The organism is Pseudomonas syringae group sp. 26L6, from assembly GCF_032587815.1.
Classification (GTDB): Bacteria; Pseudomonadota; Gammaproteobacteria; order Pseudomonadales; family Pseudomonadaceae; genus Aquipseudomonas; species Aquipseudomonas amygdali.
In genome coordinates this window covers 119,077-145,782 of record NZ_JAWHPJ010000018.1, presented here as the reverse complement: position 1 = coordinate 145,782, position 26,706 = coordinate 119,077, and the positions used below count along the sequence as shown (strand labels likewise).

27 protein-coding genes are annotated in these 26,706 nt (G+C 60.1%); 8 read left to right on the top strand and 19 right to left on the bottom strand.

The window, feature by feature from the left end:
* Nucleotides 1-93: 93 nt before the first annotated feature.
* Nucleotides 94-657 carry a DUF2780 domain-containing protein gene (locus tag RYA97_RS08315; protein WP_004654797.1) on the top strand — a complete coding sequence of 188 codons (564 nt, stop codon included), beginning with the start codon at nt 94-96 and terminating at the stop codon, nt 655-657.
* Here the strand turns inward: RYA97_RS08315 and RYA97_RS08310 are convergent.
* Nucleotides 637-1,536, bottom strand: coding sequence for an acyltransferase (locus RYA97_RS08310; RefSeq protein ID WP_316892090.1), 900 nt, complete (start codon nt 1,534-1,536; stop codon nt 637-639). The two genes, RYA97_RS08315 and RYA97_RS08310, sit on opposite strands and share 21 nt — an antisense overlap.
* A 193-nt stretch (nt 1,537-1,729) precedes the next feature.
* Between RYA97_RS08310 and RYA97_RS08305 the strand changes: the two genes are divergently transcribed.
* On the top strand, nt 1,730-2,233 hold the full coding sequence (locus RYA97_RS08305) for an ATP-dependent zinc protease (RefSeq protein ID WP_005735042.1): 504 nt from the start codon (nt 1,730-1,732) through the stop codon (nt 2,231-2,233).
* Nucleotides 2,234-2,499: 266 nt separating this feature from the next.
* Here the strand turns inward: RYA97_RS08305 and RYA97_RS08300 are convergent, their stop codons facing one another.
* From RYA97_RS08300 to RYA97_RS08255, 10 genes are all read right to left on the bottom strand, one after another.
* Nucleotides 2,500-3,129, bottom strand: a complete 630-nt coding sequence (locus RYA97_RS08300; RefSeq protein WP_005781167.1) for a glutathione S-transferase family protein — start codon at nt 3,127-3,129, stop codon at nt 2,500-2,502.
* Between the two features lie 69 nt (nt 3,130-3,198).
* Nucleotides 3,199-3,381, bottom strand: coding sequence for a hypothetical protein (locus RYA97_RS08295; RefSeq protein WP_005781169.1), 183 nt, complete (start codon nt 3,379-3,381; stop codon nt 3,199-3,201).
* Complete coding sequence (locus tag RYA97_RS08290; protein WP_010194796.1) at nt 3,378-4,511, bottom strand: PepSY-associated TM helix domain-containing protein; 1,134 nt, start codon at nt 4,509-4,511, stop codon at nt 3,378-3,380. Before RYA97_RS08290 ends, RYA97_RS08295 begins: the two co-directional genes overlap by 4 nt.
* 121 nt (nt 4,512-4,632) lie before the next feature.
* On the bottom strand, nt 4,633-5,616 hold the full coding sequence (locus RYA97_RS08285) for a FecR domain-containing protein (protein ID WP_005781175.1): 984 nt from the start codon (nt 5,614-5,616) through the stop codon (nt 4,633-4,635).
* Nucleotides 5,613-6,131: an RNA polymerase sigma factor gene (locus RYA97_RS08280; RefSeq protein ID WP_002555616.1), complete on the bottom strand. Its 519-nt coding sequence runs from the start codon at nt 6,129-6,131 to the stop codon at nt 5,613-5,615. The genes RYA97_RS08285 and RYA97_RS08280 overlap by 4 nt, the downstream gene beginning before the upstream one ends.
* Nucleotides 6,132-6,417: 286 nt before the next feature.
* Nucleotides 6,418-8,124 (bottom strand): choline dehydrogenase, encoded by a 1,707-nt coding sequence (betA, locus tag RYA97_RS08275; RefSeq protein WP_005758134.1) that lies wholly within the window; start codon nt 8,122-8,124, stop codon nt 6,418-6,420.
* A gap of 140 nt (nt 8,125-8,264) precedes the next feature.
* Nucleotides 8,265-9,737, bottom strand: coding sequence for a betaine-aldehyde dehydrogenase (gene betB, locus RYA97_RS08270; RefSeq protein ID WP_016981554.1), 1,473 nt, complete (start codon nt 9,735-9,737; stop codon nt 8,265-8,267).
* A 102-nt stretch (nt 9,738-9,839) separates the two neighbouring features.
* Nucleotides 9,840-10,433, bottom strand: a complete 594-nt coding sequence (gene betI, locus RYA97_RS08265; protein ID WP_002555619.1) for a transcriptional regulator BetI — start codon at nt 10,431-10,433, stop codon at nt 9,840-9,842.
* Between the two features lie 434 nt (nt 10,434-10,867).
* The gene (locus RYA97_RS08260) at nt 10,868-12,256 is read right to left on the bottom strand and encodes a GTPase/DUF3482 domain-containing protein (RefSeq protein WP_117140509.1); all 1,389 of its coding nucleotides are present in this window, start codon (nt 12,254-12,256) and stop codon (nt 10,868-10,870) included.
* A complete protein-coding gene (locus RYA97_RS08255) occupies nt 12,249-13,628 on the bottom strand; it encodes a DUF2868 domain-containing protein (RefSeq protein WP_005781187.1) in 1,380 nt (459 codons plus the stop codon). The genes RYA97_RS08260 and RYA97_RS08255 overlap by 8 nt, the downstream gene beginning before the upstream one ends.
* A 109-nt stretch (nt 13,629-13,737) precedes the next feature.
* Here RYA97_RS08255 and RYA97_RS08250 point away from each other — a divergent pair, with 109 nt between their 5' ends.
* Nucleotides 13,738-14,250: a dihydrofolate reductase gene (locus tag RYA97_RS08250; protein ID WP_005781189.1), complete on the top strand. Its 513-nt coding sequence runs from the start codon at nt 13,738-13,740 to the stop codon at nt 14,248-14,250.
* Between the two features lie 190 nt (nt 14,251-14,440).
* Entirely contained in the window at nt 14,441-15,499 is a 1,059-nt protein-coding gene (locus tag RYA97_RS08245; RefSeq protein WP_010194758.1) for a hypothetical protein, read from the top strand.
* A gap of 52 nt (nt 15,500-15,551) precedes the next feature.
* On the opposite strand, the gene trmB is transcribed toward RYA97_RS08245, so the two are convergent.
* The 4 genes from trmB to RYA97_RS08225 all read right to left on the bottom strand — a co-directional run bounded on the left by trmB (nt 15,552) and on the right by RYA97_RS08225 (nt 17,840).
* The gene (gene trmB / locus RYA97_RS08240; RefSeq protein ID WP_212785061.1) at nt 15,552-16,199 is read right to left on the bottom strand and encodes a tRNA (guanosine(46)-N7)-methyltransferase TrmB; all 648 of its coding nucleotides are present in this window, start codon (nt 16,197-16,199) and stop codon (nt 15,552-15,554) included.
* Nucleotides 16,200-16,296: 97 nt separating this feature from the next.
* Nucleotides 16,297-17,091, bottom strand: a complete 795-nt coding sequence (locus RYA97_RS08235) for a thiazole synthase (protein WP_003304387.1) — start codon at nt 17,089-17,091, stop codon at nt 16,297-16,299.
* Between the two features lie 52 nt (nt 17,092-17,143).
* Nucleotides 17,144-17,344, bottom strand: coding sequence for a sulfur carrier protein ThiS (thiS, locus tag RYA97_RS08230; protein ID WP_003372514.1), 201 nt, complete (start codon nt 17,342-17,344; stop codon nt 17,144-17,146).
* Nucleotides 17,345-17,459: 115 nt separating this feature from the next.
* A complete protein-coding gene (locus RYA97_RS08225; RefSeq protein WP_005781198.1) occupies nt 17,460-17,840 on the bottom strand; it encodes a DUF423 domain-containing protein in 381 nt (126 codons plus the stop codon).
* Between the two features lie 80 nt (nt 17,841-17,920).
* Between RYA97_RS08225 and mtgA the strand changes: the two genes are divergently transcribed.
* Nucleotides 17,921-18,631, top strand: coding sequence for a monofunctional biosynthetic peptidoglycan transglycosylase (mtgA, locus tag RYA97_RS08220; RefSeq protein WP_002555628.1), 711 nt, complete (start codon nt 17,921-17,923; stop codon nt 18,629-18,631).
* A 219-nt stretch (nt 18,632-18,850) separates the two neighbouring features.
* Here the strand turns inward: mtgA and rpoH are convergent, their stop codons facing one another.
* The 4 genes from rpoH to ftsY all read right to left on the bottom strand — a co-directional run bounded on the left by rpoH (nt 18,851) and on the right by ftsY (nt 23,013).
* The gene (gene rpoH / locus RYA97_RS08215) at nt 18,851-19,705 is read right to left on the bottom strand and encodes an RNA polymerase sigma factor RpoH (RefSeq protein WP_002555629.1); all 855 of its coding nucleotides are present in this window, start codon (nt 19,703-19,705) and stop codon (nt 18,851-18,853) included.
* Nucleotides 19,706-19,823: 118 nt separating this feature from the next.
* Nucleotides 19,824-20,858, bottom strand: a complete 1,035-nt coding sequence (ftsX, locus tag RYA97_RS08210; protein WP_002555630.1) for a permease-like cell division protein FtsX — start codon at nt 20,856-20,858, stop codon at nt 19,824-19,826.
* Nucleotides 20,855-21,526 (bottom strand): cell division ATP-binding protein FtsE, encoded by a 672-nt coding sequence (gene ftsE, locus RYA97_RS08205; protein WP_002555631.1) that lies wholly within the window; start codon nt 21,524-21,526, stop codon nt 20,855-20,857. Before ftsE ends, ftsX begins: the two co-directional genes overlap by 4 nt.
* Entirely contained in the window at nt 21,523-23,013 is a 1,491-nt protein-coding gene (ftsY, locus tag RYA97_RS08200) for a signal recognition particle-docking protein FtsY (RefSeq protein ID WP_005781201.1), read from the bottom strand. Before ftsY ends, ftsE begins: the two co-directional genes overlap by 4 nt.
* A gap of 256 nt (nt 23,014-23,269) precedes the next feature.
* Between ftsY and RYA97_RS08195 the strand changes: the two genes are divergently transcribed.
* Genes RYA97_RS08195 through rsmD form a run of 3 tightly spaced genes read left to right on the top strand, consistent with a single transcriptional unit; the run spans nt 23,270 to nt 26,702 of the window.
* On the top strand, nt 23,270-24,622 hold the full coding sequence (locus RYA97_RS08195) for a M16 family metallopeptidase (RefSeq protein WP_005781203.1): 1,353 nt from the start codon (nt 23,270-23,272) through the stop codon (nt 24,620-24,622).
* Nucleotides 24,619-26,112 (top strand): M16 family metallopeptidase, encoded by a 1,494-nt coding sequence (locus tag RYA97_RS08190; RefSeq protein ID WP_002555634.1) that lies wholly within the window; start codon nt 24,619-24,621, stop codon nt 26,110-26,112. Before RYA97_RS08195 ends, RYA97_RS08190 begins: the two co-directional genes overlap by 4 nt.
* Nucleotides 26,112-26,702 (top strand): 16S rRNA (guanine(966)-N(2))-methyltransferase RsmD, encoded by a 591-nt coding sequence (gene rsmD, locus RYA97_RS08185; RefSeq protein ID WP_003316320.1) that lies wholly within the window; start codon nt 26,112-26,114, stop codon nt 26,700-26,702. Before RYA97_RS08190 ends, rsmD begins: the two co-directional genes overlap by 1 nt.
* Nucleotides 26,703-26,706: the final 4 nt, after the last annotated feature.

The window sequence follows — 26,706 nt, the reverse complement described above, 5'->3', positions numbered from 1 at the left end:
CAGCGCGTTGGGAACAAGTCTCTGTTGCTCACAGTCAAACCGTCTGCTTTACCGCCCACTCATGGGCGGTTCAGGTTTGATAAGGGTGACGCAATGAAAACTGCACGCGGTATGGCTTTGGTAACGTTGATGGCACTGGCTGCAAGCCCGGTGTTTGCCTTCAATCTGAATGACGCCGCAAATGCGGTTTCCAATGCCACGAGTGGCAATCAGAAAGCCACAGCGGCCCCTGAAGTCGCAGGACTGCTTAATACCCTTGGCACCCAGCTCAATGTCACCCCTGAACAAGCCGTTGGCGGAACAGGCGCATTGCTCGGGCTGGCGAAGAACAAGCTGACCAGCACCGATTATTCGCAGTTGGCCAAATCGGTTCCCGGCCTGGAGCAGATGTCCGGCACCTCCGCACTGGACAGCCTGGGAGGCGCAAACGCACTGGGCAGCCTGCTCGGTGGCAAGTCCGGCGATAACTCGATGCTCAACAGCGCACTGGGCAACGTGCAGAGCATGGGTGATGTGAATAACGCCTTCAAGGCACTGGGCATGGACAGCACGATGGTCAGCCAGTTTGCCCCGCTGATTCTGCAATACCTCGGGCAGCAAGGTGCCAGCGGTTCGGCGTTGCAGAGCCTGAGTGGGTTATGGGGTTCCGGCAGCTGATTCAAGCCGCAACGCCGCAATACGCGCATCTTTCTCCACCCAGAGCTGGTTGACCCAGCTCTGGATTTTCTCGCGAAACACCGGATCGTTCTCGTAATCGCCCTGCCACAGTGCCGGGTCCATTTCACGGGTTTTGATGTCGACAATCACCTTGGGCACCCGCCCGCACAGCATGTCCCAGAACCCCGGAATGCCTGAACCCGGATAGACCACGGTGACATCGAGAATGGCGTCCAGTTGCTCGCCCATGGCAGCCAGCACGAATGCGACGCCACCGGCCTTGGGCTTGAGCAGATGGGTATAGGGCGATGCTTGAGTCGCATGTTTGCCCGGAGTAAAGCGCGTGCCTTCCAGATAGTTGACGATGGTCACTGGCTGACGCTTGAACAGCTCGCAGGCGGCCTTGGTGATTTCCAGATCCTTGCCCTTCAGTTCCGGGTGCTTCGCCAGAAACGCCTTGCTGTAGCGCTTCATGAACGGGTAATCCAGCCCCCACCACGCCAGGCCCAGCAGGGGCACCCAGATCAGTTCTTTTTTCAGGAAAAACTTGAAGAAGGGCGTGCGCCGGTTGAGTGCCTGGACCAGCGCGGGAATATCCACCCACGACTGATGATTGCTGATGACCAGATACGAAGTATCACCGCGCAAGCCCTCATCGCCACGAATATCCCATTGCGTCGGTATGCAGGTGGCGAAGATGACCTTGTCGATCTCGGCCCAAATTTCGGCAATCCACATAACGGCGACTGAACAGTGATCGCGCATTCGGCCTCTGAACAGCAGCTTGAGCAAGGCAAAAACCAATAACGGACCTATCAATACCAGCGTATTGATCAGTAACAACAAAGCAACAAAACAGCCGGTGAGCAGACGGCGCATGGCGGACTCTTGAAGGTTCAGGGGCGGCAATAATAAAGACCCACGCGTTTTACGCCAATTACACAGGTGCTTACAAATGTTTCACGTCCGGGCACTTATGCTGGCCTGACACTCTTGCTGGCGAACCTACTGCAGGTTCGCTGTCTAAAAACGCGCGCCAATCAGGCGCTGACCATTGCGAGGAACCTCTCACGTGAAACCAATCCTGGCGCTATTGTCGTTGCTGGCCCTGCCGGTCATGGCTGCTGAACCGACGCTGTATGGCCGCTACGAGAACATCAAGGTTCTGGACGTAGACCAGACCTTCAAGGCCAAGATGGACACCGGCGCACTGACTGCTTCACTGTCGGCCAAGGACATCGAGCTGTTCCAGCGTGATGGCGATGACTGGGTGCGATTCCGTCTGGCAACCAAGGGCGCCGACAACAAGGTGTATGAGCACAAGGTGTCGCGGATCAGCAAGATCAAAGGGCGTGCAGAAGGTGATGACGAAGACGACGAAGGCATCAACCCTGCCAAGCGTCCTGTTGTAGACCTGGAACTGTGCCTGGGAAACAAGAAGCGCACGGTCGAAGTCAATCTGGTCGACCGCAGCCACTTCAACTTCCCGCTACTGATCGGTGCCAAGGCGCTGCGCGAGTTCGACGCAGCGGTTAATCCGGCCCGCCGCTACACTGCTGATGAGCCTGATTGCTGAGGCGTCTATCGTGCTCATGCTTCTTCCTGACTATCGTGCGACGCTCCGCGTCGCATGCCGTTCTGGACGCTCCGCGTCCGGTCTTGAGGGCGTGGCGCGGCGCAGATTTGTGACGCAGAGCGTCACCCACGGCATTCCCACGCTGGAGCGTGAGGAACGATAGCCGCACGCGAGAACACCATCGTGCCCATGCTCCGCGTGGGTATGCCGTTCAGGACGCTCCGAGTCCTATCTTGACTGTGCGGCGCGGCGCGGCGCAGATTGACTCAAACTGGCGGCAGGGTCGCGATCATCGACGGGCGTTGACTGACGTCCAGATACCAGGCGGCCAGTCTCGGATAAGTGCTGCGCCAGTTCAGATCCGGCTGGCGAAAGTCCAGATAACCGAGCGCCACGGCGACGCTGATCGATGCGACATCAAAGGATGTGCTGAGCTCGGTGACCGCATCGCTTTCGAAGTAATGCAGCGAGCGTTCAATCTTCTGCTGCTGGTTGTCCAGCCACTGGTCCCAGTGTTTTTCCTGCGGACGCAAGGCAGTTTCGTAGCGAATCATTACCGCTGCATCCAACACCGCATCGGCCAGCGAAGCCAGGGTCAGGCGCCTCCAGCGTGCCGAGCCTTCCCGGGGGATCAGTGGCAGGCCCACGTGCTGGTGGTCGAGAAAATCAAGAATCACCCGGCTGTCATGAATGACATTACCGTCAGCCAGCCTTAGCGCGGGAAGTTTGCCGGCCGGGTTGTCTTCATTGAGCTCGGCAGACGGGCTGACCGGCGTCAGCACTGTGGTCTGCAACTCGACGCGGTCGAGCTGAGCGGTTTCATGAAGCATCACCATCACCTTGCGGGCAAAAGGCGAGGCGGCGTTGAAGTACAACGTCATCGTGGGCGCTGACATGGGTGTTCCTCGAATGAGACAGGATCCTAGACTAGTCAGCCTGTGACGCGCCTGCAATGAGCGTTTCAATCAGCCGCGCCGCACCAGCAAGCCCTTGATGCTCAACAGGGCAGCCGTCCCCATGCCCAGCCACGCCAGCGTATCCCACCAGCCATCCCCCAGCAGCGCGGCGAACAAGCCGACGCCGATAAGCAGCGCTATCAAGGCGGGTATCGCAAAGGTCTTCCAGAATCCCGATGGCCTGGAACTCATTGCGCCGCCTGAGCGCGAATCACGCTCACCGAGCGCGTGGCACGCCGTCTCACCCACCACAGGTACACCCCGCTGCCGAGCACAATGATGGTCAGCACATCCAGTACCGCCCAGAGAATCTTCATCGGCATGCCGCCGTAATCACCGAAATGCAGAGGCTGCGACATACCCAATGCATCCATGTACCAGGGACGCTCGACCACGGCCGTGACTTGCAGCGTCTGCGCGTCGATCAGCACTGGCGTGGCCAGGTGCGCAGTCAAGTGCGTGTTGCCTTTGAGGAACACCGCGTAATGATGCTCGCTGGAGAAGCGCGTGCCGGGGAAAGCGATGAAATCGGCCTGCATGCCGGGCGCAGCGGATTCGGCAATTTCCAGCAATCGAGTCGCCGGGGCGCGCTGGGTCAATGGCGGCGCGTCCTTGTAAGGGGCGATCATGGTGGCCAGCGCATCATTGCGCCAGGAGGCAATCAGCAGATCGGCACAGGCACTGATCACCCCCGTCACGCCCACAACCAGCGCCCAGGTCAATGTCACTACGCCGATCAGGTTGTGCAGGTCCAGCCAACGCGTACGCCTGGATTTATTGACCCGCACCTGGCCGAACTCCAGCTTGCGCATGAACGGCGCATACAACACGGTCCCGGAAACAATCGCCACCACAAACAGCAAACCCATGAACGCCAGCAGCAATTTGCCGGGCAGGTTGGCGTACATGTCTACGTGCAGGCGCAGCATGACCATCATGAAGCCGCCATTGGCAGAAGGCATTTCCAGCGCTTCACCGGTGCGTGCATCAAGGGCGAAGGTATGCGATGAGTTGGGCTCGGTACCTGCGGTTGCCGCGGTGATGGCCATCACGCCATTGGGGTCTTCGTCGTCCCAGCCGAAATACTGCATCACCTCGCCGGGGCGATGCGCTTCGGCGGCCCTGGCCAGTTGCTCCAGGTTCAGATGCGGCGTGTCGGCAGGCATCTCCTGGTACTGCGGGGCGTCGCCCAGCAGGTGATCGATTTCATGATGGAAGATCAACGGCAGTCCTGTAACCGCGAGCATCAACAAAAACAGGGTGCAAATCAGGCTGCTCCAGGTATGCACGATGGACCAACGGCGCACGGTTTGGCTTTTCATGGTTTATCCACAGGCGAAGGGACGCAAAACCGAGCGTGCCCCCGAAATGACTTGTAAGACTAAGCCGCTCGAAACCGGAAAAGTGTCAGGGCGATCCGGTGCAGGCATGAAGAGGTATGTTTCAGAGTTTTGCCGGATTGCTGCTGGCCTGCTCATCCCTGGCCAGCACAGTGACCCACCACGCGGTGTGTTGTTCGATCTGCACGGGTAAGGTCGGCAACAACGCCTTGAGCGCCAGGTCAGTGTCGGCCAGCGGGAATGTGCCGGTAATACGCAGATCAGCCACGGTCGAGTCGACACCCAGATGGCCTGTACGGTAACGACCCAGTTCAGCAAGCATGTCCGCCAGCCGGGCGTTGTCCACCACCAACATGCCGCGCGTCCAGGCGTCGACGCCGGAAGGCATGCTGAGCAACGGGCCAAGGCCATTGCGCGTGAGGAGAACCTGCTGGCCCTCGCGCAGAACCTGTTCACCGGACGCATTGCGCGCATTGGCGGCAACCGCTGATTGCAGCACGCTGAGCAGTGTTCCGTCTGGCTCGCGACGGACCAGAAAGCGCGTACCCAGGGCGCGCATTTTGCCATCCGCAGTTTCGACGATGAAGGGACGCGGATCGTCATGATTGCCGGTCTGCACCATTATTTCGCCGTCCTGCAGAATCACCCGACGTTGCTGCGCATCGAAGCGCACATCAATCGCGCTGTGGGTGTTAAGGCGAATCAGGGTGTTGTCCGCCAGATGCACGTCACGCTGTTCACCGGTGGCGGTGCGCTGATCGGCAAGCCAGTAATCTATCGGCAGGTAGCGGTCGCCGACGAACAATGCCAGCCCCAACGCCATGAACACGCCGACCAGACCGCCGCCAAGCTTGCGCAAGCTATGCCGCTGGGCACCAGGCGATTGCTGCAATGCCTTGCGCGCCGGACCTGCTGGCAAGGCAAAACGCTGATTGACCATGCCCAACTGGCTCCAGGCCCTGGCATGCTCTTCGTCGGCGGCCAGCCAGCGAGCAAGCTCAGCGTCATTGCCGCTGCTGCCATCCATGTTCAATTGCCACTGGATCGCGGCGTCCAGAACATGAGCGGATACCGGCCTGGTGTTCATGTCGGCTCACCGTAGAGCGCCACATAGCACTGACGCATGGCTTGAGCCAGGTATTGCCTGACGCGCGAAACCGAGACGCCCAGCCGCTCGGCAATTTCGCCGTGGCTCAGCCCGTCGAGTCGACTGTACAGAAAGGCTGCCCGTGCTTTGCTGGAGAGGCTGCCCAGCATACGGTCGATCGCTTTGAGGTCTTCCAGAATCAGCATCTGCTCTTCCGGCGAAGGCTGCTCGGCCTCGGGAACCTGCATCAACTCCCCGAGATAAGCCTGCTCCAGCGCAGCGCGGCGGAAGTAGTCGAACATCAGTCCCTTGGCAACGGCCGCCAGGAACGCTCGAGGCTCTCTGGGCGTCAGCAATTCCTGTCGCCCGAGCAAACGCACGAACGTGTCCTGACTCAAATCCTGAGCACGCTGTGGACAGGCGACATTACGTCTGAGCCAGGCCAGCAGCCAACCACGATGATCGCGATACAGCGCGCCAACAATCTCGCTATGAGTGCTTGGGACTGACGACACGAATAGCCTCGATGAGAAAGATCTAACTAAAGAGAATCATTCGCGATTGTGGCAGAGCGCAGAGATGGTGGCAATTCGCGTCTGTCGGGAGGAGGGTCTGAATCGAGTTGGCGCTCGTACCAATGCTCCGCGTCCATTGCAACGCGGAGCGTCGGGAAATGCATTCCCACGCTGCAGCGTGAGGAACGAGAATCCTGTAACTATCGTGCCGATGCTCCAGTGTGAAATACATTCACGCTGGAGCATGCACAACGAAAGGCGTCCATGGAGGACGCCCGTCGTCAGATCAGGCCTGGTGGCTGATCTCGCGCAGCGGCTTGCCGCGTGCCGGCTTGTCGCCTGCAACGAAGTAGTCGGCCGTGCTGCGTGGCAGCGGCTGGCGACCACGGATCTTGTCGGCGATTTTCTCGGCGATCATGATTGTCGGTGCATTCAGGTTGCCCGTGGTGATGATCGGCATGATCGAGGCATCGACTACGCGCAGGCTTTGCAGGCCATGCACACGGCCCTGACCGTCGACAACGGCCATCTCGTCGGTGCCCATCTTGCACGAGCAGGACGGGTGATAAGCCGTTTCAGCATGCTCGCGCACGAACTGATCCAGCGCTTCATCAGACTGCACATCGATACCGGGGCTGATTTCGCGGCCACGGTACGGGTCCAGAGCCGGTTGCTGCATGATCTCGCGCGTCAGGCGGATGCCGTCACGGAACTCCTGCCAGTCCTGCTCGCTGGACATGTAGTTGAACAGGATGCTCGGGTACTCGCGCGGGTCTTTGGATTTGACCTGCACACGACCACGGCTCGGCGAACGCATGGAGCCGACGTGAGCCTGGAAGCCGTGTTCCTGAACGCCCTTGGTGCCGTTGTAGTTAATCGCGACCGGCAGGAAGTGGTACTGAATGTTCGGCCATTCGAACGCTTCGCTGGAGCGAATGAAACCACCGGCTTCAAACTGGTTGCTCGCACCGATACCGGTGCCGAGGAACATCCACTCTGCACCGATGGCAGGCTGGTTCCACCACTTCAGCGAAGGGTACAGCGACACCGGCTGGGTGCAGGCGTACTGCAGGTACATCTCCAGGTGATCCTGAAGGTTCTGGCCAACGCCCGGCAGGTCATGAACCACCGGAATATCCAGCTTGTTCAGCACTTCGGCCGGGCCGACGCCGGAACGCTGGAGAATCTGTGGCGAAGCGATCGCGCCGCCACACAGCAGCACTTCCTTGCGGGCACGGGCCTGGATGCGGGTGTCGCTGTCACCTACCAGGTACGCCACGCCGACGGCACGCTTGCCTTCGAACAGAATGCGATCGGTCAGCGCGTGAGTGACGATGGTCAGGGTCGAGCGCTTCTTCGCTTCGTCCAGATAACCACGGGCGGTACTGGCGCGACGACCGTTAGGCGTCACGGTGCGGTCCATCGGACCGAAACCTTCCTGCTGATAACCGTTGAGGTCGTCAGTGCGCGGGAAACCGGCTTGCACGCCCGCCTCGACCATCGCGTGGAACAGCGGATTGTTGCCTGCCTTGGGCGTGGTCACGCTGACCGGACCTTCACCACCGTGGTAGTCATTCGGGCCGATGTCACGCGTCTCGGCCTTGCGGAAGTACGGCAGGCAATCGAGGTAGCTCCAGTCTTCAAGGCCCGGCTCTTTGGCCCAGCCGTCATAGTCCATCGCGTTGCCGCGGATGTAGCACATGCCGTTGATGAGCGACGAACCGCCCAGGCCTTTACCACGACCGCATTCCATGCGGCGGTTGTTCATGTGTGGCTCTGGCTCGGTCTCGTAGGCCCAGTTATAACGGCGGCCCTGCAGCGGGAATGCCAGAGCGGCTGGCATCTGGGTACGGAAATCCAGACGGTAGTCCGGGCCACCGGCTTCCAGCAGCAGAACAGTGACGCCTGCGTCTTCGGTGAGACGGGCTGCCAGGGTGTTACCGGCAGAGCCGGCACCAATGATGATGTAGTCGTATTCGGATTGAGTCGTCATAGAGGCTCCCTCATAGAGCTGCAAGTCTCAAGCCTCGGCTGCAAGCAGAAGCAGCGAGGCGATACTTGTGAAAATGGGGTGCGGCAAGCCGCTTTTGATTGCGTCTGCTTGAGATTTGCCGCGTGCCACTTGAAGCGTGTTTAGAAAACCGAGGCGTAGTCGCCCAGCTCGATCTGTACCGACTTGATCCGCGTGTACTGCGCCAGAGAGCTGATGCCGTTCTCACGACCAACACCCGATTGCTTGTAACCGCCGACCGGCATTTGTGCCGCCGACTCGCCCCAGGCGTTGATCCAGCAGATACCGGCTTCCAACAGATGAATCACGCGGTGTGCGCGGTTCAGGTCGCGAGTCACGATGCCTGCGGCCAGACCGAAGTCGGTGTCGTTGGCGCGGCGCACCACTTCGTCTTCGGTGTCGTAACCGAGGATGCTCATCACCGGGCCGAAGATTTCTTCACGCACGATGGTCATGTCGTCGGTGCAGTCGGTGAACACGGTTGGCGCAACAAAAGCGCCCTTGTCGAACACACCACCGGTCAGACGATCACCGCCGCACAACAGGCGTGCGCCCTGCTCTTTGCCCTTGGCGATGTAGCCCAGCACGCTTTCCATATGCTCGAAGCTGACCAGCGGGCCGAAGTTGATGTTTTCGTCTTCCGGGTTACCGGCGCGAATACGCTTCACACGCTCAAGGATTTTCGCTTCGAACTCGGCTTTCAACGCGTTCGGTACAAACACACGCGTACCGTTGGTGCAGACCTGACCGGAACTGTAAAAGTTGGCCATCATTGCGATGTCGGCAGCACGGTCCAGATCAGCGTCGTCAAACACGATCAGCGGCGACTTGCCGCCCAGTTCCATGGTCACTTCCTTGAGCGACGAGCTTGAGGCACTGGCCATGACTTTCTTGCCGGTGTCGGTGCCGCCGGTGAACGAGACTTTCTCGATGCGCGGGTGCTCGGTGATCCAGGTGCCGACTTCGCGACCGCTACCGGTCAGCACATTGAACACGCCATTTGGCACGCCAGCTTCGGTGTAGATTTCTGCCAGTTTCAGAGTGGTCAGCGAGGTGACTTCACTTGGTTTGAAGATCATCGCGTTGCCCGCAGCCAGCGCCGGTGCGGATTTCCAAAGGGCGATCTGGATCGGGTAGTTCCAAGCACCGATGCCTGCAACCACACCCAGCGGCTCTCGGCGGGTGTAAACGAAAGAGGAATCACGCAGCGGGATCTGTTCGCCTTCAATTGCAGGTACCAGGCCTGCGTAGTATTCCAGTACGTCAGCGCCGGTCACGATATCCACGTAGCGGGTTTCGGAAATGGCTTTACCGGTGTCCAGCGTTTCCAGCGCGGCCAGCTCATCGTTGCGCTCACGCAGGATGTCGACAGCACGGCGCAGGATGCGCGAACGCTCGACGGCGGTCATGGCCGCCCAGATCTTCTGGCCTTTTTCAGCAGCAACGACTGCGCGCTCGACGTCTTCCTTGCCGGCGCGCTGGATCTGCGCCAGTACTTCGCCGTTCGCCGGGTTGATGGCATCGAAGGTTTCAGTGTTGCTGGCATCGACGTAACCGCCATTGATGTAAAGTTTCTGCAGTTCAAAACGGGCCATAAAGTCCTCGCAAATTCAGTGGGGGGCGATGACTGATTTCAGTGTGCCGGGTTCGTTCGGCAACAGGCTTTTACAGTCGTTCGGTAAGGGGCTTCGAAAGCCTCAGCTCGCCGATTTCGCCAATTGGAAATCCATGTACTCGTAAGCGATCCGTTGCGCTTGCTCGGTGTCGAATGCATCGCCTGACAGCGCGCCTCTCAGCCACAGCCCATCTATCAGGGCAGCAAGCCCGCGGGCGGCGCTGCGTGCCTGTTCCAGTGGCAAGGTACGGCGGAACTGACAGCACAGGTTCGAATACAAACGGTGGTCGTTGATACGCTGCAATCGGTGCAGCGAAGGGTGATGCATGCTGGTCGCCCAGAAGGCCAGCCAGGTTTTCATGGCCGGGCCGCTGACCTGACTGGCGTCGAAGTTACCTTCGATGATCACTTGCAGATGAGCCCTTGGGCTGTCTTCGGTCAGCGCCTGCCGACGTTCGCGGACGTTCTGGATCAAGGCGTTCATCAGATGCCGCATCGTGGCGGCGATCAGGCCGTTCTTGTCCTGAAAATAGTGACTGATGATGCCGTTGGACACGCCCGCCAGTCGCGCGATCAGAGCAATGCTGGCGTCGCCCATACCGACCTGATCGACCGCAGTAAGCGTGGCCTGGATCAGTTGTTGGCGGCGGATGGGTTGCATTCCGACCTTGGGCATTGGCGCGATTCTCCCGGGTGTCTGCAGTGATCGTTGTACCAAAACGGTGAGACCAGTCTAAAGATTTTTTATTGAACGATCAATCAATAAAAATAATCGGCGGGTTTTCGCCGGTAAACGGCAAGCTGAAAAGCGCCTGAATGCGGGGTTTCTGGAGGATGCGTCAAGGCGCAGATTCGTGACGCGGAGCGTCGCCCACTGCATTTCCACGCTGGAGCGTGAGGAACGATATCTCAACTATCGTGCTCAGCTTCATCCTCAACTATCGTGCGACGCTCCGCGTCCAGTCTTGGGGCCGTGGCGCTGCACAGACCTGTGACGCAACGGCATTCCTACGGTGGAGCGTGAGGAACGATCACCTCAACTATCGTGCGACGCTCCGCGTCGCATGCCGTTCTAGGACGCTCTGCGTCCGGTCTTCAGCGCTGGAATAGTCAATCCTGCAAAACCACATCCGCCAGCTGATCAATCGCTTCCTGCCGCTCAGCCTGATTCGGTTTGGCGTGCGGATTGAGTGTTGACCATTGCGGGTGGGCGCGGGCACGGGTGAGCGGCTCGGGGATTTTGCCTTTGCGCCAGGTTTTGTCCTGCGGGGTGGTCAATTCCATGCGGTGAATGGCCGCGTGGCCTCTCACTCCCAATGCCAGCAACAAGTGCCCCTGTCGCAGTGCGAGAAGGCGCAGCACTGCATCGTCCACCGTCAATTCCCTGCGGCCCTTCAACTTGCCCAGCAATCGTCCGCCGTAGCTGCGCGCCGTCAACAGGGCACCGCCCGCAATTGCGCCGACTAAAGCCGCCGCGCCAAGCGTTACGCCGCCGACCATCAGATCGACCCCTGCCCCGGCCGCCGCACCGGCTGCCACGCCGCCGCCAACCCGCACGCCCATCAACCTGAGGGTTTCCGGATTGAACAGATCATCGCCCCAACGGCCATCCATCAACGGCAAATCGCTGGTAGACACATCATCATTGCGAAACGCATACAGCTTGAGCAGCGCCTCGACACATTGCTGCTCACGCTGGCGAACAGCCTTGCGCAACGCTTCCACAGCCTGCTGTTCCTGCTCGGCAGTGGTCTCGACGCTACGCCGACACGCTGCACAGTCAATCAACAGTTCGGCGATAAGCCGCGCCGCGCTGTGTTTTCTGGCTCGACGTTGTTTCTCCTGATCCTCAATCAAACGCTCAAGCCGAGGCCGCGCGCTTTCCAGCAGCAGCGCCAGGCTTTCGTACAGACGACGACCGCCATCTTCCGGCGGTGCGACGCTGTCGAAACGCACCAATGCATGCAAACCCAAGCGTGAAAGCGCCTCTCGCCATTCCGGCTCCCGGTGCTCGCGCGCACTGACGAAATTCAGCACCGGCAGCAACGGCTTGCCACAGCTGGCCAGCACTGCCAGCTCGTCACGGTATTTGGCGAGTACCGGTTCACGCGCATCGATCACGTACAGCCCAGCGTCCGAGCCGAGCAACTGGCGTATGACCTTGGCCTCTTGCTCAAAGCGCTGGCGTGCTTCACTGCCCTCCAGAAAGCGCGCCAGTCGCGCCGGGCCATCCAGACGTTCATCAGGACGATCAAGCCGCTCCAGGTAATCGAGCAGCGCAATGGCGTCCTCCAGGCCGGGCGTGTCGTACAGATCGACCAGTGCCTGACCGTCCACCGACAGGCGCGCGCCTTCCACATGGCGGGTGGTGCTGGGCCGGTGAGACACTTCGCCGAAGCTGACATCGCCGGTCAGGGTACGCAGCAGCGACGTTTTGCCGACATTGGTGTGGCCAACCACCGCCAGCTTGATGGCGCGGACATTGTCTGCTTCAGTCATGGCCTGTCTCCAGCCAGTTCAAAGGCGCGCTGTCTGTGCGCGGCAACTGCAATTGATCCAGCGCGGTGTGCCAGTCGCCCAGACGCTCCAGATCGAGCACCTGCCCGGCAGGCGCGGGCAACAGCCATACACGTGTCGCCCCCGCGCTGCGCGCCAGTTCGGCAATCAGTGCCAGACTGCCACGGTCCGGCGAGCGGCGCGGGTCGCAGGCGATCACTATGCGCGCAGGCGGATACTGGGTCAGTTGCTCCAGCAGCTTGTGGCGCGACTCACGGCTGTCGAGAATGCCCGCATCGACCACGCCTGACGGCAGTTCTGGCGGCCAGACTTGTTGATCATCCAGCTCGATGGCCACCAGCAACGCGCCGTCGCTTTCGCTCGCCCCTCCGCCGGACAGCACCTGATGCAGTGCGGCAGGCTCGGCATCGTTGACTCCCAGGCGCTCGCTGCTGGGCATCAGGCGCTCACGCAATTCAAGGTATTCGGGCAAATCCAGATCAAGGCGCAGCGCTGCCCTGCCCTGCTTCCAGCGCCACAGGCAGAACGCTGCCAGCAACAGACGCGGCACAATGCCGTAGACCAGCAGCACGCCCACCAGCCACGCAGCCCAGGCCTGGCGTGCATTCTCGATACTCAGCGCTGCATTGCCGCTGGCGCGAATCATGGCTTCGTCCGGCACACTGAAGCCCAGCCAAGCCGGGACGGTACTGAGTGTCTGAGTCAGGCTGACAAACGTGTAGCTGCTCAAAATGGTGGTTTCCCAGACAAACCCGTAGCGCCGGGTCGCCATCAGCATCAACAGCACCACCAGCGCACTGACCAGCGCGAGCAGCCACAGGCTGTGAACCACCAGGCCAAGCACCCAGCGATTCAGACGCTTGCGTTGCAGCAGCAGAACCAATGCCGGAGCAAGTTGCGCAGCCTGGGCGTCACGGGCAAGCTTTTCACTCAACCACAGCCATAAGCGGCCCAGCCCGCTGTTGCTGCGGCCAGCGAAGATAAAGCCCAGCGCCCAGGTAGCCAGCAGCACCAGATTAAGCCCAAGCAGACTGCCCAGCGCCCAGAACACATTGACCGGTGCCTGCCCGTCGCCCATTGCGGCGAAGGCCAGGCCCGCGCCACTGATGACAGCGAATACGGCAAGCGCAATCAACGCCAACCGCGCGCCCTGCTTCCAGTGATGCAATGCGCCGAGCATGCCGTCGCGCTGTGCCAGCCCAAGGGCGCGATGGGTGATACGGGCAGTCAGGTCGCCTCCGGCCGCCCGGGCGCGGCGATTGGCTTCCTGATCATCCAGCGCGCCAGCCTGGTGTTCACGCAGGCGCACGGCTTCGGTCAGCCAGAGGGTATCGAGTGGGGTCAGTGCAGTCACACAGTGTCTCTTGATTGAATTCAGCGGTGAGCATAACCGCTGTCATGGGACTGAGCACGGTGCGTGTCAGTTCATTCGCCTGCCCTGCGACCTCTGATATCCTCGGCGCATGAAAACTCATCTCCCCCTTAGCCTGATTGCCGCCCTTGGTGAAAACCGAGTGATCGGCGTCGACAATTCCATGCCCTGGCATTTGCCGGGGGATTTCAAATACTTCAAGGCCACGACGCTCGGCAAGCCGATCATCATGGGTCGCAAGACCTGGGATTCGCTGGGCCGCCCCCTGCCCGGTCGCCTGAACCTGGTAGTCAGCCGCCAGACTGATTTGCAGCTCGAGGGCGCGGAAGTCTTCCCTTCGCTGGATGCCGCAGTCGTGCGCGCCGAGCAATGGGCGAAGGAACAGGGTGTCGACGAGGTGATGCTGATCGGCGGCGCGCAGCTTTATGCTCAGGGCCTTCCCGAGGCGGATCGCCTGTACCTGACTCGCGTGGCACTGAGCCCTGATGGCGACGCGTGGTTTCCAGAAATCGATACGGCGCAATGGGCGCTGGTGTCCGATACCGAGAACGCGGCTGTCGATGACAAGCCTGCTTACAACTTTGAAGTCTGGGAACGCGTCTGATAAGCGTCTTTCGGCGTATTTGAGGTCGCTGACGAAAAACTGCAATAAAAGTGTCGCTTTTAGTTTCACTGTCGCAAATAAAGGGGCAAACGGCGTCTTTTGGCCTTTTTCGGGTCGCTGACGTACTTTTGCCTTCACAATATTTTGTTACGGTTTGTCCCTTCGTTTTTATGACAAGGGAAAATCGCCTATGAAAATCGCGCCAAAACTGCTGGTTGCAGCGCTCTGTGCCGGGCTCGCCAGTCAGTCCTTTGCTGCCACTGAATTGAAGCACTGGCCCGAGCCTGCCGCCAAGGCACTCGACGCGATGATTGCCGCCAATGCCAACAAGGGCAACTATGCGGTCTTCGACATGGACAACACCAGCTACCGCTTCGACCTTGAAGAGTCGCTGCTGCCGTACATGGAAAACAAAGGACTGATTACCCGCGAAACGCTCGACCCTTCGCTGAAGCTGATCCCCTTCAAAGACACCGCCGACCACAAGGAAAGCCTGTTCAGTTACTACTATCGCCTTTGCGAAATAGACGACATGGTCTGCTACCCGTGGGTCGCGCAGGTGTTTTCCGGCTTTACCCTGCAGGAGCTCAAAGGCTATGTCGATGAGCTGATGGCCCTGAAAAAGCCGATCCCGGCGACCTATTACGACGGCGATACGGTCAAGCAACTCAATGTCGAGCCGCCGCGCGTATTCACCGGGCAGACCGAGCTGTACAACAAGCTGATGGAGAACGGCATCGAGGTCTACGTGATGACCGCAGCGTCCGAAGAGCTGGTGCGCATGGTCGCCGCCGATCCCAAGTACGGCTACAACGTCAAACCGCAGAACGTGATAGGCGTCACCACCCTGCTCAAAGACCGCAAGACCGGTGAGCTGACTACCGCACGCAAGCAGATCACCGCAGGCAAATACGATGCGAAAAGCAACATGGGGCTGGAGCTGACACCTTATCTGTGGACCCCGGCGACCTGGATGGCCGGCAAGCAGGCGGCGATTCTGACCTACATCGACCAGTGGAAAAAACCGGTTCTGGTCGGCGGCGATACCCCGACCAGCGACGGCTACATGCTGTTTCACAGCGTCGACGTGAGCAAGGGCGGCGTGCACTTGTGGATCAACCGCAAGGACAAGTACATGACCCAGCTCAATGGCATGATCAAGGACAATGCCGAAGCTCAGGCCAAGGAGAAATTGCCGGTCACGGCGGACAAGAACTGGGTGATCGTCAAGCCGGACGAGATTCAGTAACGGGCTTTATACTGCGTGATCGTGCCCATGTAACCGGGCACGATCAGCACGCTCAGTCGACTTTCTCGAACTTCAGATCCCAGACGCCATGCCCGAGCTTCTCGCCACGGCGCTCGAACTTGGTGATCGGCCGTTCCGCAGGGCGCGGTACGTACTGCTTGTCTTCAGCCTGATTGCGATAACCAGGCGCTACGCTCATCACTTCCAGCATGTATTCCGCGTAAGGCCCCCAATCGGTGGCCATGTGAAACACACCGCCAACCTTGAGCTTGCTACGCACCAGTGCGGCGAATTCCGGCTGCACGATACGGCGCTTGTGGTGACGGCTCTTGTGCCACGGATCCGGGAAGAACAGCATCAGGCGATCAAGGCTGTTATCGGCGACGCAGCGGTTCAGCACTTCAATGGCGTCGCAATCGTAGACGCGCACATTGGTCAGCCCTTGGGTCAGCACACCGTTGAGCAGCGCGCCTACGCCTGGGGAGTGCACCTCGACACCGATAAAATCGTGCTCGGGAGCCGCTGCCGCCATTTCCAGCAACGAGTGGCCCATGCCGAAACCGATTTCCAGCGTGCGCGGCGCAGCGCGACCGAACACCTGATCGAAATCCACCGGCGCATCGGTCAGCGACAGGCCATACAGGGGGAGACCTTGATCGAGGCCGCGCTGCTGACCTTCGGTCATGCGACCGGCACGCATCACGAAACTCTTGATGCGGCGGTGCGGGCGCTCTTCGCCTTCTTCGACAGCAGGCGACTCTGGGTGCGGAACGTGCGAATCAGTCATCAACGGGCTCTTACTTGATCAGGCCATCCAGCGGCGAAGATGCGCTGGCATAGAGTTTTCGAGGCATGCGCCCGGCGAGGTACGCCAGACGACCGGCAATTACAGCGTGCTTCATGGCTTCGGCCATCATCACCGGCTGCTGCGCATGGGCGATGGCCGAGTTCATCAATACGGCTTCACAGCCCAGTTCCATCGCGATGGTGGCGTCGGAGGCAGTGCCGACACCGGCATCGACCAGCACCGGCACTTTGGTTTCTTCAAGAATGATCTGCAGGTTGTAGGGGTTGCAGATACCCAGACCGCTGCCGATCAGGCCGGCCAGCGGCATGATCGCGATGCAGCCGATTTCGGCCAGCTGGCGGGCGATGATCGGGTCATCGCTGGTGTAGACCATCACGTCGAAACCGTCCTTGACCAGTATCTCGGCGGCCTTGAGGGTTTCGATGACGTTCGGAAACAGGGTTTTCTGGTCGGCCAGCACTTCGAGCTTGACCAGATTGCGGCCGTCGAGCAGTTCGCGGGACAGGCGGCAGGTGCGCACAGCCTCGGTTGCATCGAAGCAGCCAGCGGTGTTCGGCAAGATGGTGTAGCGATCAGGTGGCAGCACATCCAGCAGGTTCGGCTCGCCGGGGTTCTGGCCGAGGTTGGTGCGACGCACGGCAACAGTCACGATCTCGGCACCCGAGGCCTCAATGGCCAGACGGGTCTGTTCCATATCGATGTACTTGCCGGTGCCTACCAACAGACGCGACTCGAAAGTCCGACCGGCCAGGACGAAGGGCTTGTCGCTGCGAACATTGCTCATCGGAAATCCTCATAACGTGCAGATGGGGGTTGGGCTAAGTGCAGGTTGCGAACTAGCCACCGCCAATGGCATGAACCACTTCGACCTGATCGCCTTCACTCAGGACGGTCGCCGCATGCTGACTGCGCGGCACGATATCCAGGTTCAGTTCCACCGCAACCCGGCGTCCGGCAAGGTCCAGGCGGGTCAGTAATGCCGCGACGGTTTCGCCATCGGGCAATTCAAAGGGTTCACCGTTCAACTGAATGTGCATGCGAGAGCAGCCATCATTTTTGGGGGGCCAGCATTCTAGCCCGATCAGCGGGTATGACCAAGGCAAAGCCACGCCATTCGTCTCAAGCGTGGCTGGCCTCCAGATGAGCAGATGTTCAAGGAGGCGAACCCAGCCTCCAGGCCGCCAGCCCCAGCATCGACCAGCCAAACAGAAAGGCCAGACCACCGAACGGGGTGATGATGCCCAGCTTGCCGATGCCGGTCAGGGTCAGCGCGTACAGGCTGCCGGAGAACAACAGTATGCCGATAGCGAACGAGAATCCGGCCCAAGTGACGAGACGCCCGGGGATGTGCGTCGCCAGTATCGCCACACCGAGCAGGGCCAGCGCGTGGATCAGTTGGTAAAGCACACCCGTATGGAACACCGCCAGGTACTCGGCACTCAGGCGTTCCTTGAGACCGTGGGCGGCAAATGCGCCCAACGCCACACCCGTGAAGCCGAAGAAGGCAGCAAGCATCAAAAAGCTACGAAGCATCAGGAACTCCAGTGAAAAATCGTCGAAAGGCGCACGGTCTGTATAATGGCCCGCTCAACGGGTTCGGCCAAGCCATCTCTATGCTGCAGTTTATCCTTCGTCGCATCGTCAAAGCCCTGCTGTGGTTCGCCGCAGGCAGTGTTCTCGTGGTTCTGGTTCTGCGCTGGGTACCGCCACCAGGCACCGCGCTGATGGTCGAACGCAAGGTCGAATCCTGGGTCGACGGCGAGCCTATCGACCTGCAACGCGACTGGGAACCGTGGGACAGGATCTCCGACAACCTTAAAATTGCGGTCATTGCCGGCGAGGATCAGAAATTCGCCGAGCATTGGGGTTTCGATGTCGACGCCATTCAAGCGGCCATCCTGCATAACGAGCGCGGCGGCTCGATCCGTGGCGCCAGTACGCTTAGCCAGCAGGTGTCGAAAAACCTGTTCCTGTGGTCCGGTCGCAGCTACCTGCGCAAAGGGCTGGAGGCGTGGTTCACTATGCTCATCGAGCTGCTGTGGTCCAAGGAGCGCATCCTTGAGGTGTACCTGAACAGCGTCGAATGGGACGAAGGCGTATTCGGCGCGCAGGCAGCAGCGCAACATCACTTCCGCACCAACGCCAGCGCGCTTTCTGTACAACAGGCCAGCTACCTCGCCGCCGTCCTCCCCAACCCGCGCGAGTGGAGCGCCAGCCACCCGAGCAGCTACGTCTCGCGTCGCGCCGGCTGGATTCGTCAGCAAATGCGTCAGTTGGGTGGGGATGAGTATTTGCAGGGACTCAATAGCAGCCGTCGGTGGTGATTGCGTCGCGAAGAGGACGCAGAGCGTCCAGAACGGCATGCGATATTGAGATTATCGTTCCCTACGCTCCAGCGTGGGAATGCCGTTCGTGACGCTCTGCGTCACAAAAGAGGACGCGAAGCGTCCGAAGCGGCATGCGACGCGGAGCGACGCACGATAGCTGGTACACAAACAAAAACGCCCCGATCATCTCGGGGCGTTTTTCGTTGCCAGTTAACCTTACGCAGCTATCGACGTCTTGAGCTTGTTCATCGCGCTTTTTTCCAGCTGACGAATACGCTCGGCGGAGACATTGTACTTCTGCGCCAGGTCGTGCAGCGTGGCTTTTTCTTCTGCCAGCCAGCGCTGGTAGAGGATGTCGCGGCTGCGTTCGTCCAGCACGTCCAGCGCCTGATGCAGGTTGGCGGTGGAGTTGTCAGTCCAGTCGGAATCTTCCAGTTGACGCGCCGGGTCGTAACGGTGGTCTTCCAGATAATTGGCTGGTGACTGAAACGCACTGTCGTCATCCGCTTCGGCTGCCGGGTCAAAGGCCATGTCATGGCCCGTCAGACGGCTTTCCATTTCACGGACTTCACGCGGCTCGACGCCAAGGCTTTCAGCGACGCGATGCACCTCGTCGTTGTTCAGCCAGGCCAGACGCTTCTTCTGGCTGCGCAGGTTGAAGAACAGCTTGCGCTGCGCCTTGGTGGTGGCGACCTTGACGATGCGCCAGTTACGCAGGATGAACTCGTGAATTTCGGCCTTGATCCAGTGCACGGCAAAGGACACCAGACGCACGCCCATTTCGGGGTTGAAACGCTTCACGGCCTTCATCAGACCAACGTTACCTTCCTGAATCAGGTCAGCCTGAGCCAGACCGTAACCCGAATAACTGCGAGCGATGTGCACGACAAAGCGCAGGTGGGCGAGGACCATTTGTCGGGCCGCGTCCAGATCCTGCTCATAGTAGAGACTTTCAGCCAGTTCACGCTCCTGCTCGGGCGTCAGCAAGGGAATGCTGTTGACCGTGTGCACATAGGCCTCAAGGTTCGCACCCGGGACTAAAGCATAAGCAGGTTGCAAAGAAGTGGTCATACGAAAAAACCTCCAGCGCACAGGTTATGTGCAGTTCAGCAATAGCCAGATTGACCCGGAACCGCTAACCAAGTTCCTTGATTTTCAGAAGCCAGTCTGGTGAACGAAAAATTTGCCTCTAACGGGGCGCCAGCTCACGCAAGTGACGAGCGACCGCAATCCAGGCACCGATATACCCTAACAGAACCGCTCCAAGCAAGAGCGAAAGACCATCACCCATCGGAACACCTGCCAGCGCAAAGTCGCTTCCATAGAGACCTGCCAGCCCGACGACCGCACCGTTCAGCCAGTTCAGGCCATAAGCCAGAACGCCCCAGGACAGGATACCTGCCCCGAAACCGTACAGCGCGCCCATGTAAAGGAAGGGTCTGCGCACGTAGCTGTCAGTACCGCCCACCAGCTTGATGACTTCGATTTCGATACGGCGGTTTTCAATATGTAGACGAATTGTGTTACCAATTACTAACAGCAAAGCTGAGACAAGCAAAACCGTCAAGCCGAAAACGAATCGGTCACCCAGCTTGAGGATCGCGGCCAGCCTTTCGACCCAGACCAGATCCAGTTGCGCCTGCTCGACTTTAGGCAGTTCTGCCAACCGCGTGCGCAAGGCTTCCAGCGCAGGTTTGTCCACTTCATCCGGCGTTACCAGCACCACGCCCGGAAGCGGGTTCTCTGGCAATTCCTTGAGCGCCTCGCCCAGACCGGACTGTTGCTTGAATTCACCCAATGCCTGCTCGCTGCTGATGTACTCGGCGTCTGCCACACCGGGCATCGACTTGATTTCATCGCGCAAGCGAGTGCCATCAGCAGTATTGGCATCCAGCTTCAGGTAGATGGAAATCTGCGCCGCGCGCTGCCATGAACCACCCAGACGCTCGACATTACTCAGCAGCAATGACAAGCCCATCGGCAGGCTCAAGGCGATCGCCATCACCAGACAGGTAAAAAAGCTGCCTATCGGCTGTTTGGCCAGACGTCGCAGGCTGTCCAGCAGACTGGAGCGATGGCTTTCCAGCCACGCCGACAACAACGCACTGAAATCCGGGCCGTCATCATCATGGTCGTGACGCTGCTTTTTCTTTTTCGGCGGCACTGGGTCGGCGGCCTTGGGCGCGACGCGCTCCGACACCTTGGGGCTGCGTGTAGCACTCATACTCCGGCCTCCCCGTCACCGATCAGACGACCGCGTTGCAGGGTCAACATGCGATGGCGCATGCGGGCAATCAATGCAAGGTCGTGACTGGCGATCAGCACGCTGGTCCCCAGTCGGTTGATATCTTCAAACACGCCCATGATTTCCGCCGCCAGACGTGGGTCGAGGTTACCGGTCGGTTCATCGGCCAGCAGCAAGGCCGGGCGATGGACAATGGCGCGAGCAATCCCGACACGCTGTTGCTGACCGGTGGACAGGTCGCCGGGGTACAGCTCGGCCTTATCGGACAGCGCCACACGCTCAAGGGCCGAATCGACCCGTTTGGCAATCTCGGGCTTGGACAGACCGAGGATCTGCAAGGGCAACGCGATGTTGTTGAACACCGTGCGATCGAACAGCAACTGGTGATTCTGGAATACCACGCCGATCTGACGACGCAGAAACGGGATTTGTGCGTTGCTGATTTGCCCAAGGTCCTGACCAGCCAGCATCAGTTTGCCGGTGGTCGGACGCTCCATGGCCAGCAACAGGCGTAACAGCGTGCTTTTACCGGCACCGGAATGACCAGTGACAAACAAAAACTCGCCGCGACGTACTCGAAAGCTCAGTTCATGCAACCCGACATGTCCATTCGGGTAGCGCTTACCGACCTGCTCGAATCGAATCATGGACGCTCCCGCTCCGCAAACAGTGCCTGAACAAAGGGTTCGGCCTCGAAGGTACGCAAGTCATCAATACCTTCACCGACACCGATATAGCGAATCGGCAAGCCGAACTGCTTGGCCAAAGCGAAAATCACGCCGCCCTTGGCGGTGCCGTCCAGCTTGGTCAGCGCCAGCCCGGTCAGCGTGACGGTCTGGTTGAATTGCTTGGCCTGATTGATAGCGTTCTGCCCGGTGCCCGCATCGAGGACCAGCAGGACTTCGTGAGGGGCATCTGCGTCCAGCTTGCCAATTACACGGCGAACCTTCTTCAATTCCTCCATCAGGTTATCCTTGGTGTGCAGGCGACCTGCGGTGTCGGCGATCAACACATCAATGCCACGGGCCTTGGCGGCCTGCACGGCATCGAAAATCACCGAGGCGGAATCGGCACCGGTGTGCTGAGCGATGACCGGTATGTGATTACGCTCACCCCAGACCTGCAATTGCTCGACGGCTGCAGCGCGGAACGTGTCGCCCGCGGCCAGCATGACCTTCTTGCCTTCCAGTTGCAGCTTCTTGGCCAGCTTGCCGATGGTAGTGGTCTTGCCCGCACCATTGACGCCGACCACCAGAATCACGAACGGCTTGTGCTCGGCCTTGATCACCAAGGGCTGCTCGACAGGCTTGAGCATCGCAGCCAGTTCACCCTGCAACGAGGTGTACAACGCCTGAGCATCGGTCAACTGCTTGCGCGCGACCTTCTGAGTCAGGCTCTTGATGATGACCGATGTGGCCTCAACGCCGACATCGGCGGTCAGCAAACGGGTTTCGATTTCTTCCAGCAGGTCATCATCGATGGCTTTCTTGCCCAGGAACAGGCTGGCCATGCCTTCGCCGATGCTGGCGCTGGTTTTCGACAGCCCCTGCTTCAGGCGAGCAAAGAAGCCGACCTTGCCGGTTTCGGGCTCTTGTACCGGAGCAGGGGCCAGAGCAGGAACCACTTGCGGAACAGGCGCTACCGGTTGTGGCACAGCCTGCGCCACGACGGGTTCTGGTTCTGGAACAGGCTGAACCAGGAGCGGCTCGGGAACACTCAGCGGCACGATATCAGCCACAGGTTGCGCTGCGACCGGCTCGGGCATGGCATGAGCCTGACTTTGCTCTGGAATTGGCGGGGTGATGTGCGGCTCGCGCTCGTCACTCAGTGCCACTGGCTCCTCGGTTACCGGCAAGGTCAGCCACGGCTGAGGCGACGGCGCACCCGGCTCGACATGGCCTTGCTGCGAATGCGCAACCGGCTCGACGATGCTCTCGGGTACAGATTGCGAGGCAACAGCAGGCTCAACCTGCGGCGTGGTCACAACCGGGTCGTGGACCGGATCGGGTTGCGTCGGGGATGATTCTTGTGGCGCTGGCTCGGCTTGCTGCGGTTTCTTGCGCAGCCATCCGAACAGGCCTTTCTTCTCTCCAGCCTCGGCTGGGGTCTTCTTGTCGTCGTTGGAACCAAACATGGAGGACGGCTATCTCAAGGTTGCGGGGCGCCAGAGGGCGACCCGGAAAAATTCTGACATGCAAAACAGACTGCGTTTAGGACTTCTTGTTCACTCAACAGCCGCTTGAAGCGCTACCTTTACCTGCGTTTCAGACAGGTTTCACTCGCAATCGGCCAGTGAAGGCTGTCTCTGAAGCAAACGGATCAGTATCCTAACACCCCCGCGCCCGCCGACGCTAAGTTCACGCGGGCCGTCCTACAGGTTCAAACTACGAATGAATGCTCTAGCCCGCCGCGCCGCAGGCCTGCTGCTCAGCACTATTTGTCTGCCCTTGACAGCATTGGCTGCTGATTCGCAACCGACCCATGAATTTACCCTGGACAATGGCCTGAAAGTTGTCGTCCGCGAAGACCACCGCGCTCCAGTGGTGGTTTCCCAGATCTGGTACAAGGTCGGCTCCAGCTACGAAACACCCGGCCAGACCGGCCTGTCCCATGCCTTGGAACACATGATGTTCAAGGGCAGCAGCAAGACCGAACCGGGTGAATCCTCGCTGATTCTGCGCGATCTGGGTGCTGAAGAGAATGCGTTCACCAGCGATGACTATACCGCCTACTATCAGGTCCTGGCCCGCGATCGTCTGAGCGTAGCGCTGGAGCTGGAAGCCGATCGCATGGCAACCCTGAAATTGCCCGCCGACGAGTTCAGCCGCGAGATCGAAGTCATCAAGGAAGAGCGTCGCCTGCGCACCGATGACAAGCCGATGGGCAAGGCATTCGAACGCTTCAAGGCGATGGCCTACCCTGCCAGCGGCTATCACACGCCGACCATTGGCTGGATGGCGGACCTGGAGCGCATGAAGGTTGAAGAGCTGCGCCACTGGTACGAATCCTGGTATGCGCCGAACAACGCCACGCTGGTGGTGGTTGGCGATGTGCAGCCGGACGAGGTCAAAGCCCTGGCAGAGCGTTTCTTCGGGCCGATCCCGCGCCGCGACGTGCCGCCCTCGAAAAAACCACTGGAACTGGCCGAGCCGGGCGAGCGCAAGATCACTCTGCACGTCAAAACTCAGTTGCCGAGCCTGATTTACGGCTTCAACGTGCCAAGCGTTGCGACCGCTGAAGACCCACGTTCGGCGAATGCCCTGCGCCTGATTGCGGCACTGCTCGACGGTGGTTACAGCGCACGCATTTCCTCACGCCTGGAACGTGGCGAAGAACTGGTCTCCGGCGCATCGTCGCGCTACGACGCATTTGCTCGCGGCGACAGCCTCTTCATGATCAGCGCCACACCCAATCTGCAAAAGAAAAAGACCCTGGCCGATGTGGAAGCCGGCATCTGGCGTCTGCTCGACGAGCTGAAAACCAAGGCACCGTCGGCCGAAGAGCTGGAGCGCGTTCGGGCTCAGGTCATTGCGGGCGTGGTCTACGAGCGCGACTCGATTACCAGCCAGGCGACCATGATCGGCGAGCTTGAAACTGTCGGCCTGTCCTGGAAGCTGATGGACAATGAACTGGAGGCGCTGCAAAGCGTGACCCCGCAAGACATCCAGAAAGCAGCCAATACCTATTTCACCCGTGAGCGCCTCAGCGTTGCGCACGTTCTGCCTGAGGAGAAAGCCAAATGATCACGCGCAACGCTCCACGTCATGCGCTGCTTGGCCTGATCCTGGCCGGTTCACTCGGCACCTTTGTCGCATTGCCAGCCGTGGCCGACAACGCCGCCCCTGCCGAGCAGGGCCAGACCACTCCTGCACTGGGCAGCAACCTGCAAACCCTCAAGGAACTGGACGGCAAGGCGCCGGCCCGTCGTGCCCTGAACATACAAACCTGGAATACCGCCGAGGGTGCCAGGGTGCTGTTCGTGGAATCGCGCGAATTGCCGATGTTCGACATGCGCCTGACATTCGCCGCAGGCAGCAGCCAGGACCAGAAATCGCCCGGCATTGCCCTGTTGACCAACGCCATGCTCAACGAGGGCGTCAAAGGCAAGGACGTCAACGCCATCGCTCAGGGCTTCGAAGGCCTGGGAGCGGATTTCAGCAACGGTTCCTACCGTGACATGGCGGTCACGTCCTTGCGCAGCCTGAGTGCTGCCGACAAGCGCGACCCGGCCCTGAAGCTGTTCAGCGAAGTCGTGGGCAAGCCCACCTTCCCTGCCGACTCTCTGGCCCGTATCAAAAACCAGTTGATCGCCAGCTTCGAGACTCAGAAACAGAACCCCGGCGCTATCGCCAGCAAGGAACTGTTCAACCGTCTCTACGGCGACCATCCTTACGCTCACCCGAGTGAAGGCGACGCAAAAAGCATCAATGCCATTACCCTGGCTCAGCTCAAGGCCTTCCACGCCAAAGGCTATGCGGCAGGCAACGCGGTGATTGCTCTGGTAGGCGATCTGTCGCGAGACGAAGCGCAAGCCGTCGCGGCGCAGGTTTCCGCCTCGCTGCCCAAAGGCCCGGCGCTGGCGAAGGTCGCCGATCCGGTTGAACCGAAGGCAGGCACCACGCATATCGAATTCGCGTCCAACCAGACCCACCTGATGCTCGCGCAACTGGGCATCGACCGTAACGACCCGGATTACGCGGCGCTGACCGTGGGTAACTCGGTACTGGGTGGTGGCGGCTTTGGCAGTCGACTGATGACCGAAGTGCGGGAAAAACGCGGCCTGACCTACGGTGTGTCGTCAGGCTTCACCGCCATGCAGGTTGCCGGGCCGTTCATGATCGGCCTGCAAACGCGCGCGGAAATGAGCGAAAACACCCTCAAACTGGTACAGGACATCGTTCGCGACTTCCTCGCCAACGGCCCGACCCAGAAAGAAGTCGACGATGTGAAACGCGAACTGACCGGCAGCTTCCCGCTCACCGCAGCCAGCAATTCGGCCATCGTGGGCCAGCTAGGAGCAATCGGTTTCTACAACCTGCCGCTGACCTACCTTGAGGACTACATGGCCGCCGCCCAGAGCGTGACCGTCGAACAGGTGAAAGCTGCGATGAGCAAGCACCTGAGCGCCGACAAGATGGTCATTGTTACCGTTGGCCCGACCGTCGAGCAAAAGCCTCTGCCGGCGCCGACCGACAAACCCACTCGCCAACCTGTAGGGGTCCCGGAACACTGATGGCCAATCCACGTCCGAAGGGCCACAACGGCCTGGGTCAGCTTCGTATCATCGGCGGAGAATGGGGCAGCCGTCGCCTGACCTTCCCCGACGCCCCCGGCCTGCGCCCGACGCCTGATCGCGTGCGCGAAACCCTGTTCAACTGGCTGGCACCCTACATCGCTGGTGCCAGGGTGCTGGACGTTTTCACTGGCAGCGGCGCACTGTATTTCGAAGCCCTGTCCCGTGGCGCCAGCATGGGCCTGGCGCTGGACAGCAACGCGGCAGCCATCGCCAGTCTGCGCCAGAACCTCAACGCACTGAACTGCACCAGCGGCCAGGTCTCCCAGACCGACGCCCTGCGCCATCTGGAAACCGCCACCGCCTCGCCCTTTGACGTTGTGTTCCTCGACCCGCCCTTCCATCAGGGCCTGCTGGCTTCAGCCTGCAACCTGCTGGAAAGCCACGGCTGGCTGGCCGACACTGCCTGGATCTACACCGAAAGCGAAACCCCGCCATCGACCACCGGCTTGCCGGGCAGCTGGCGGTTACACCGCGAGAAAAAGGCTGGTCAGGTGTATTACGCGTTGTGGCAGCGGGGCCAGGGCTGACAGC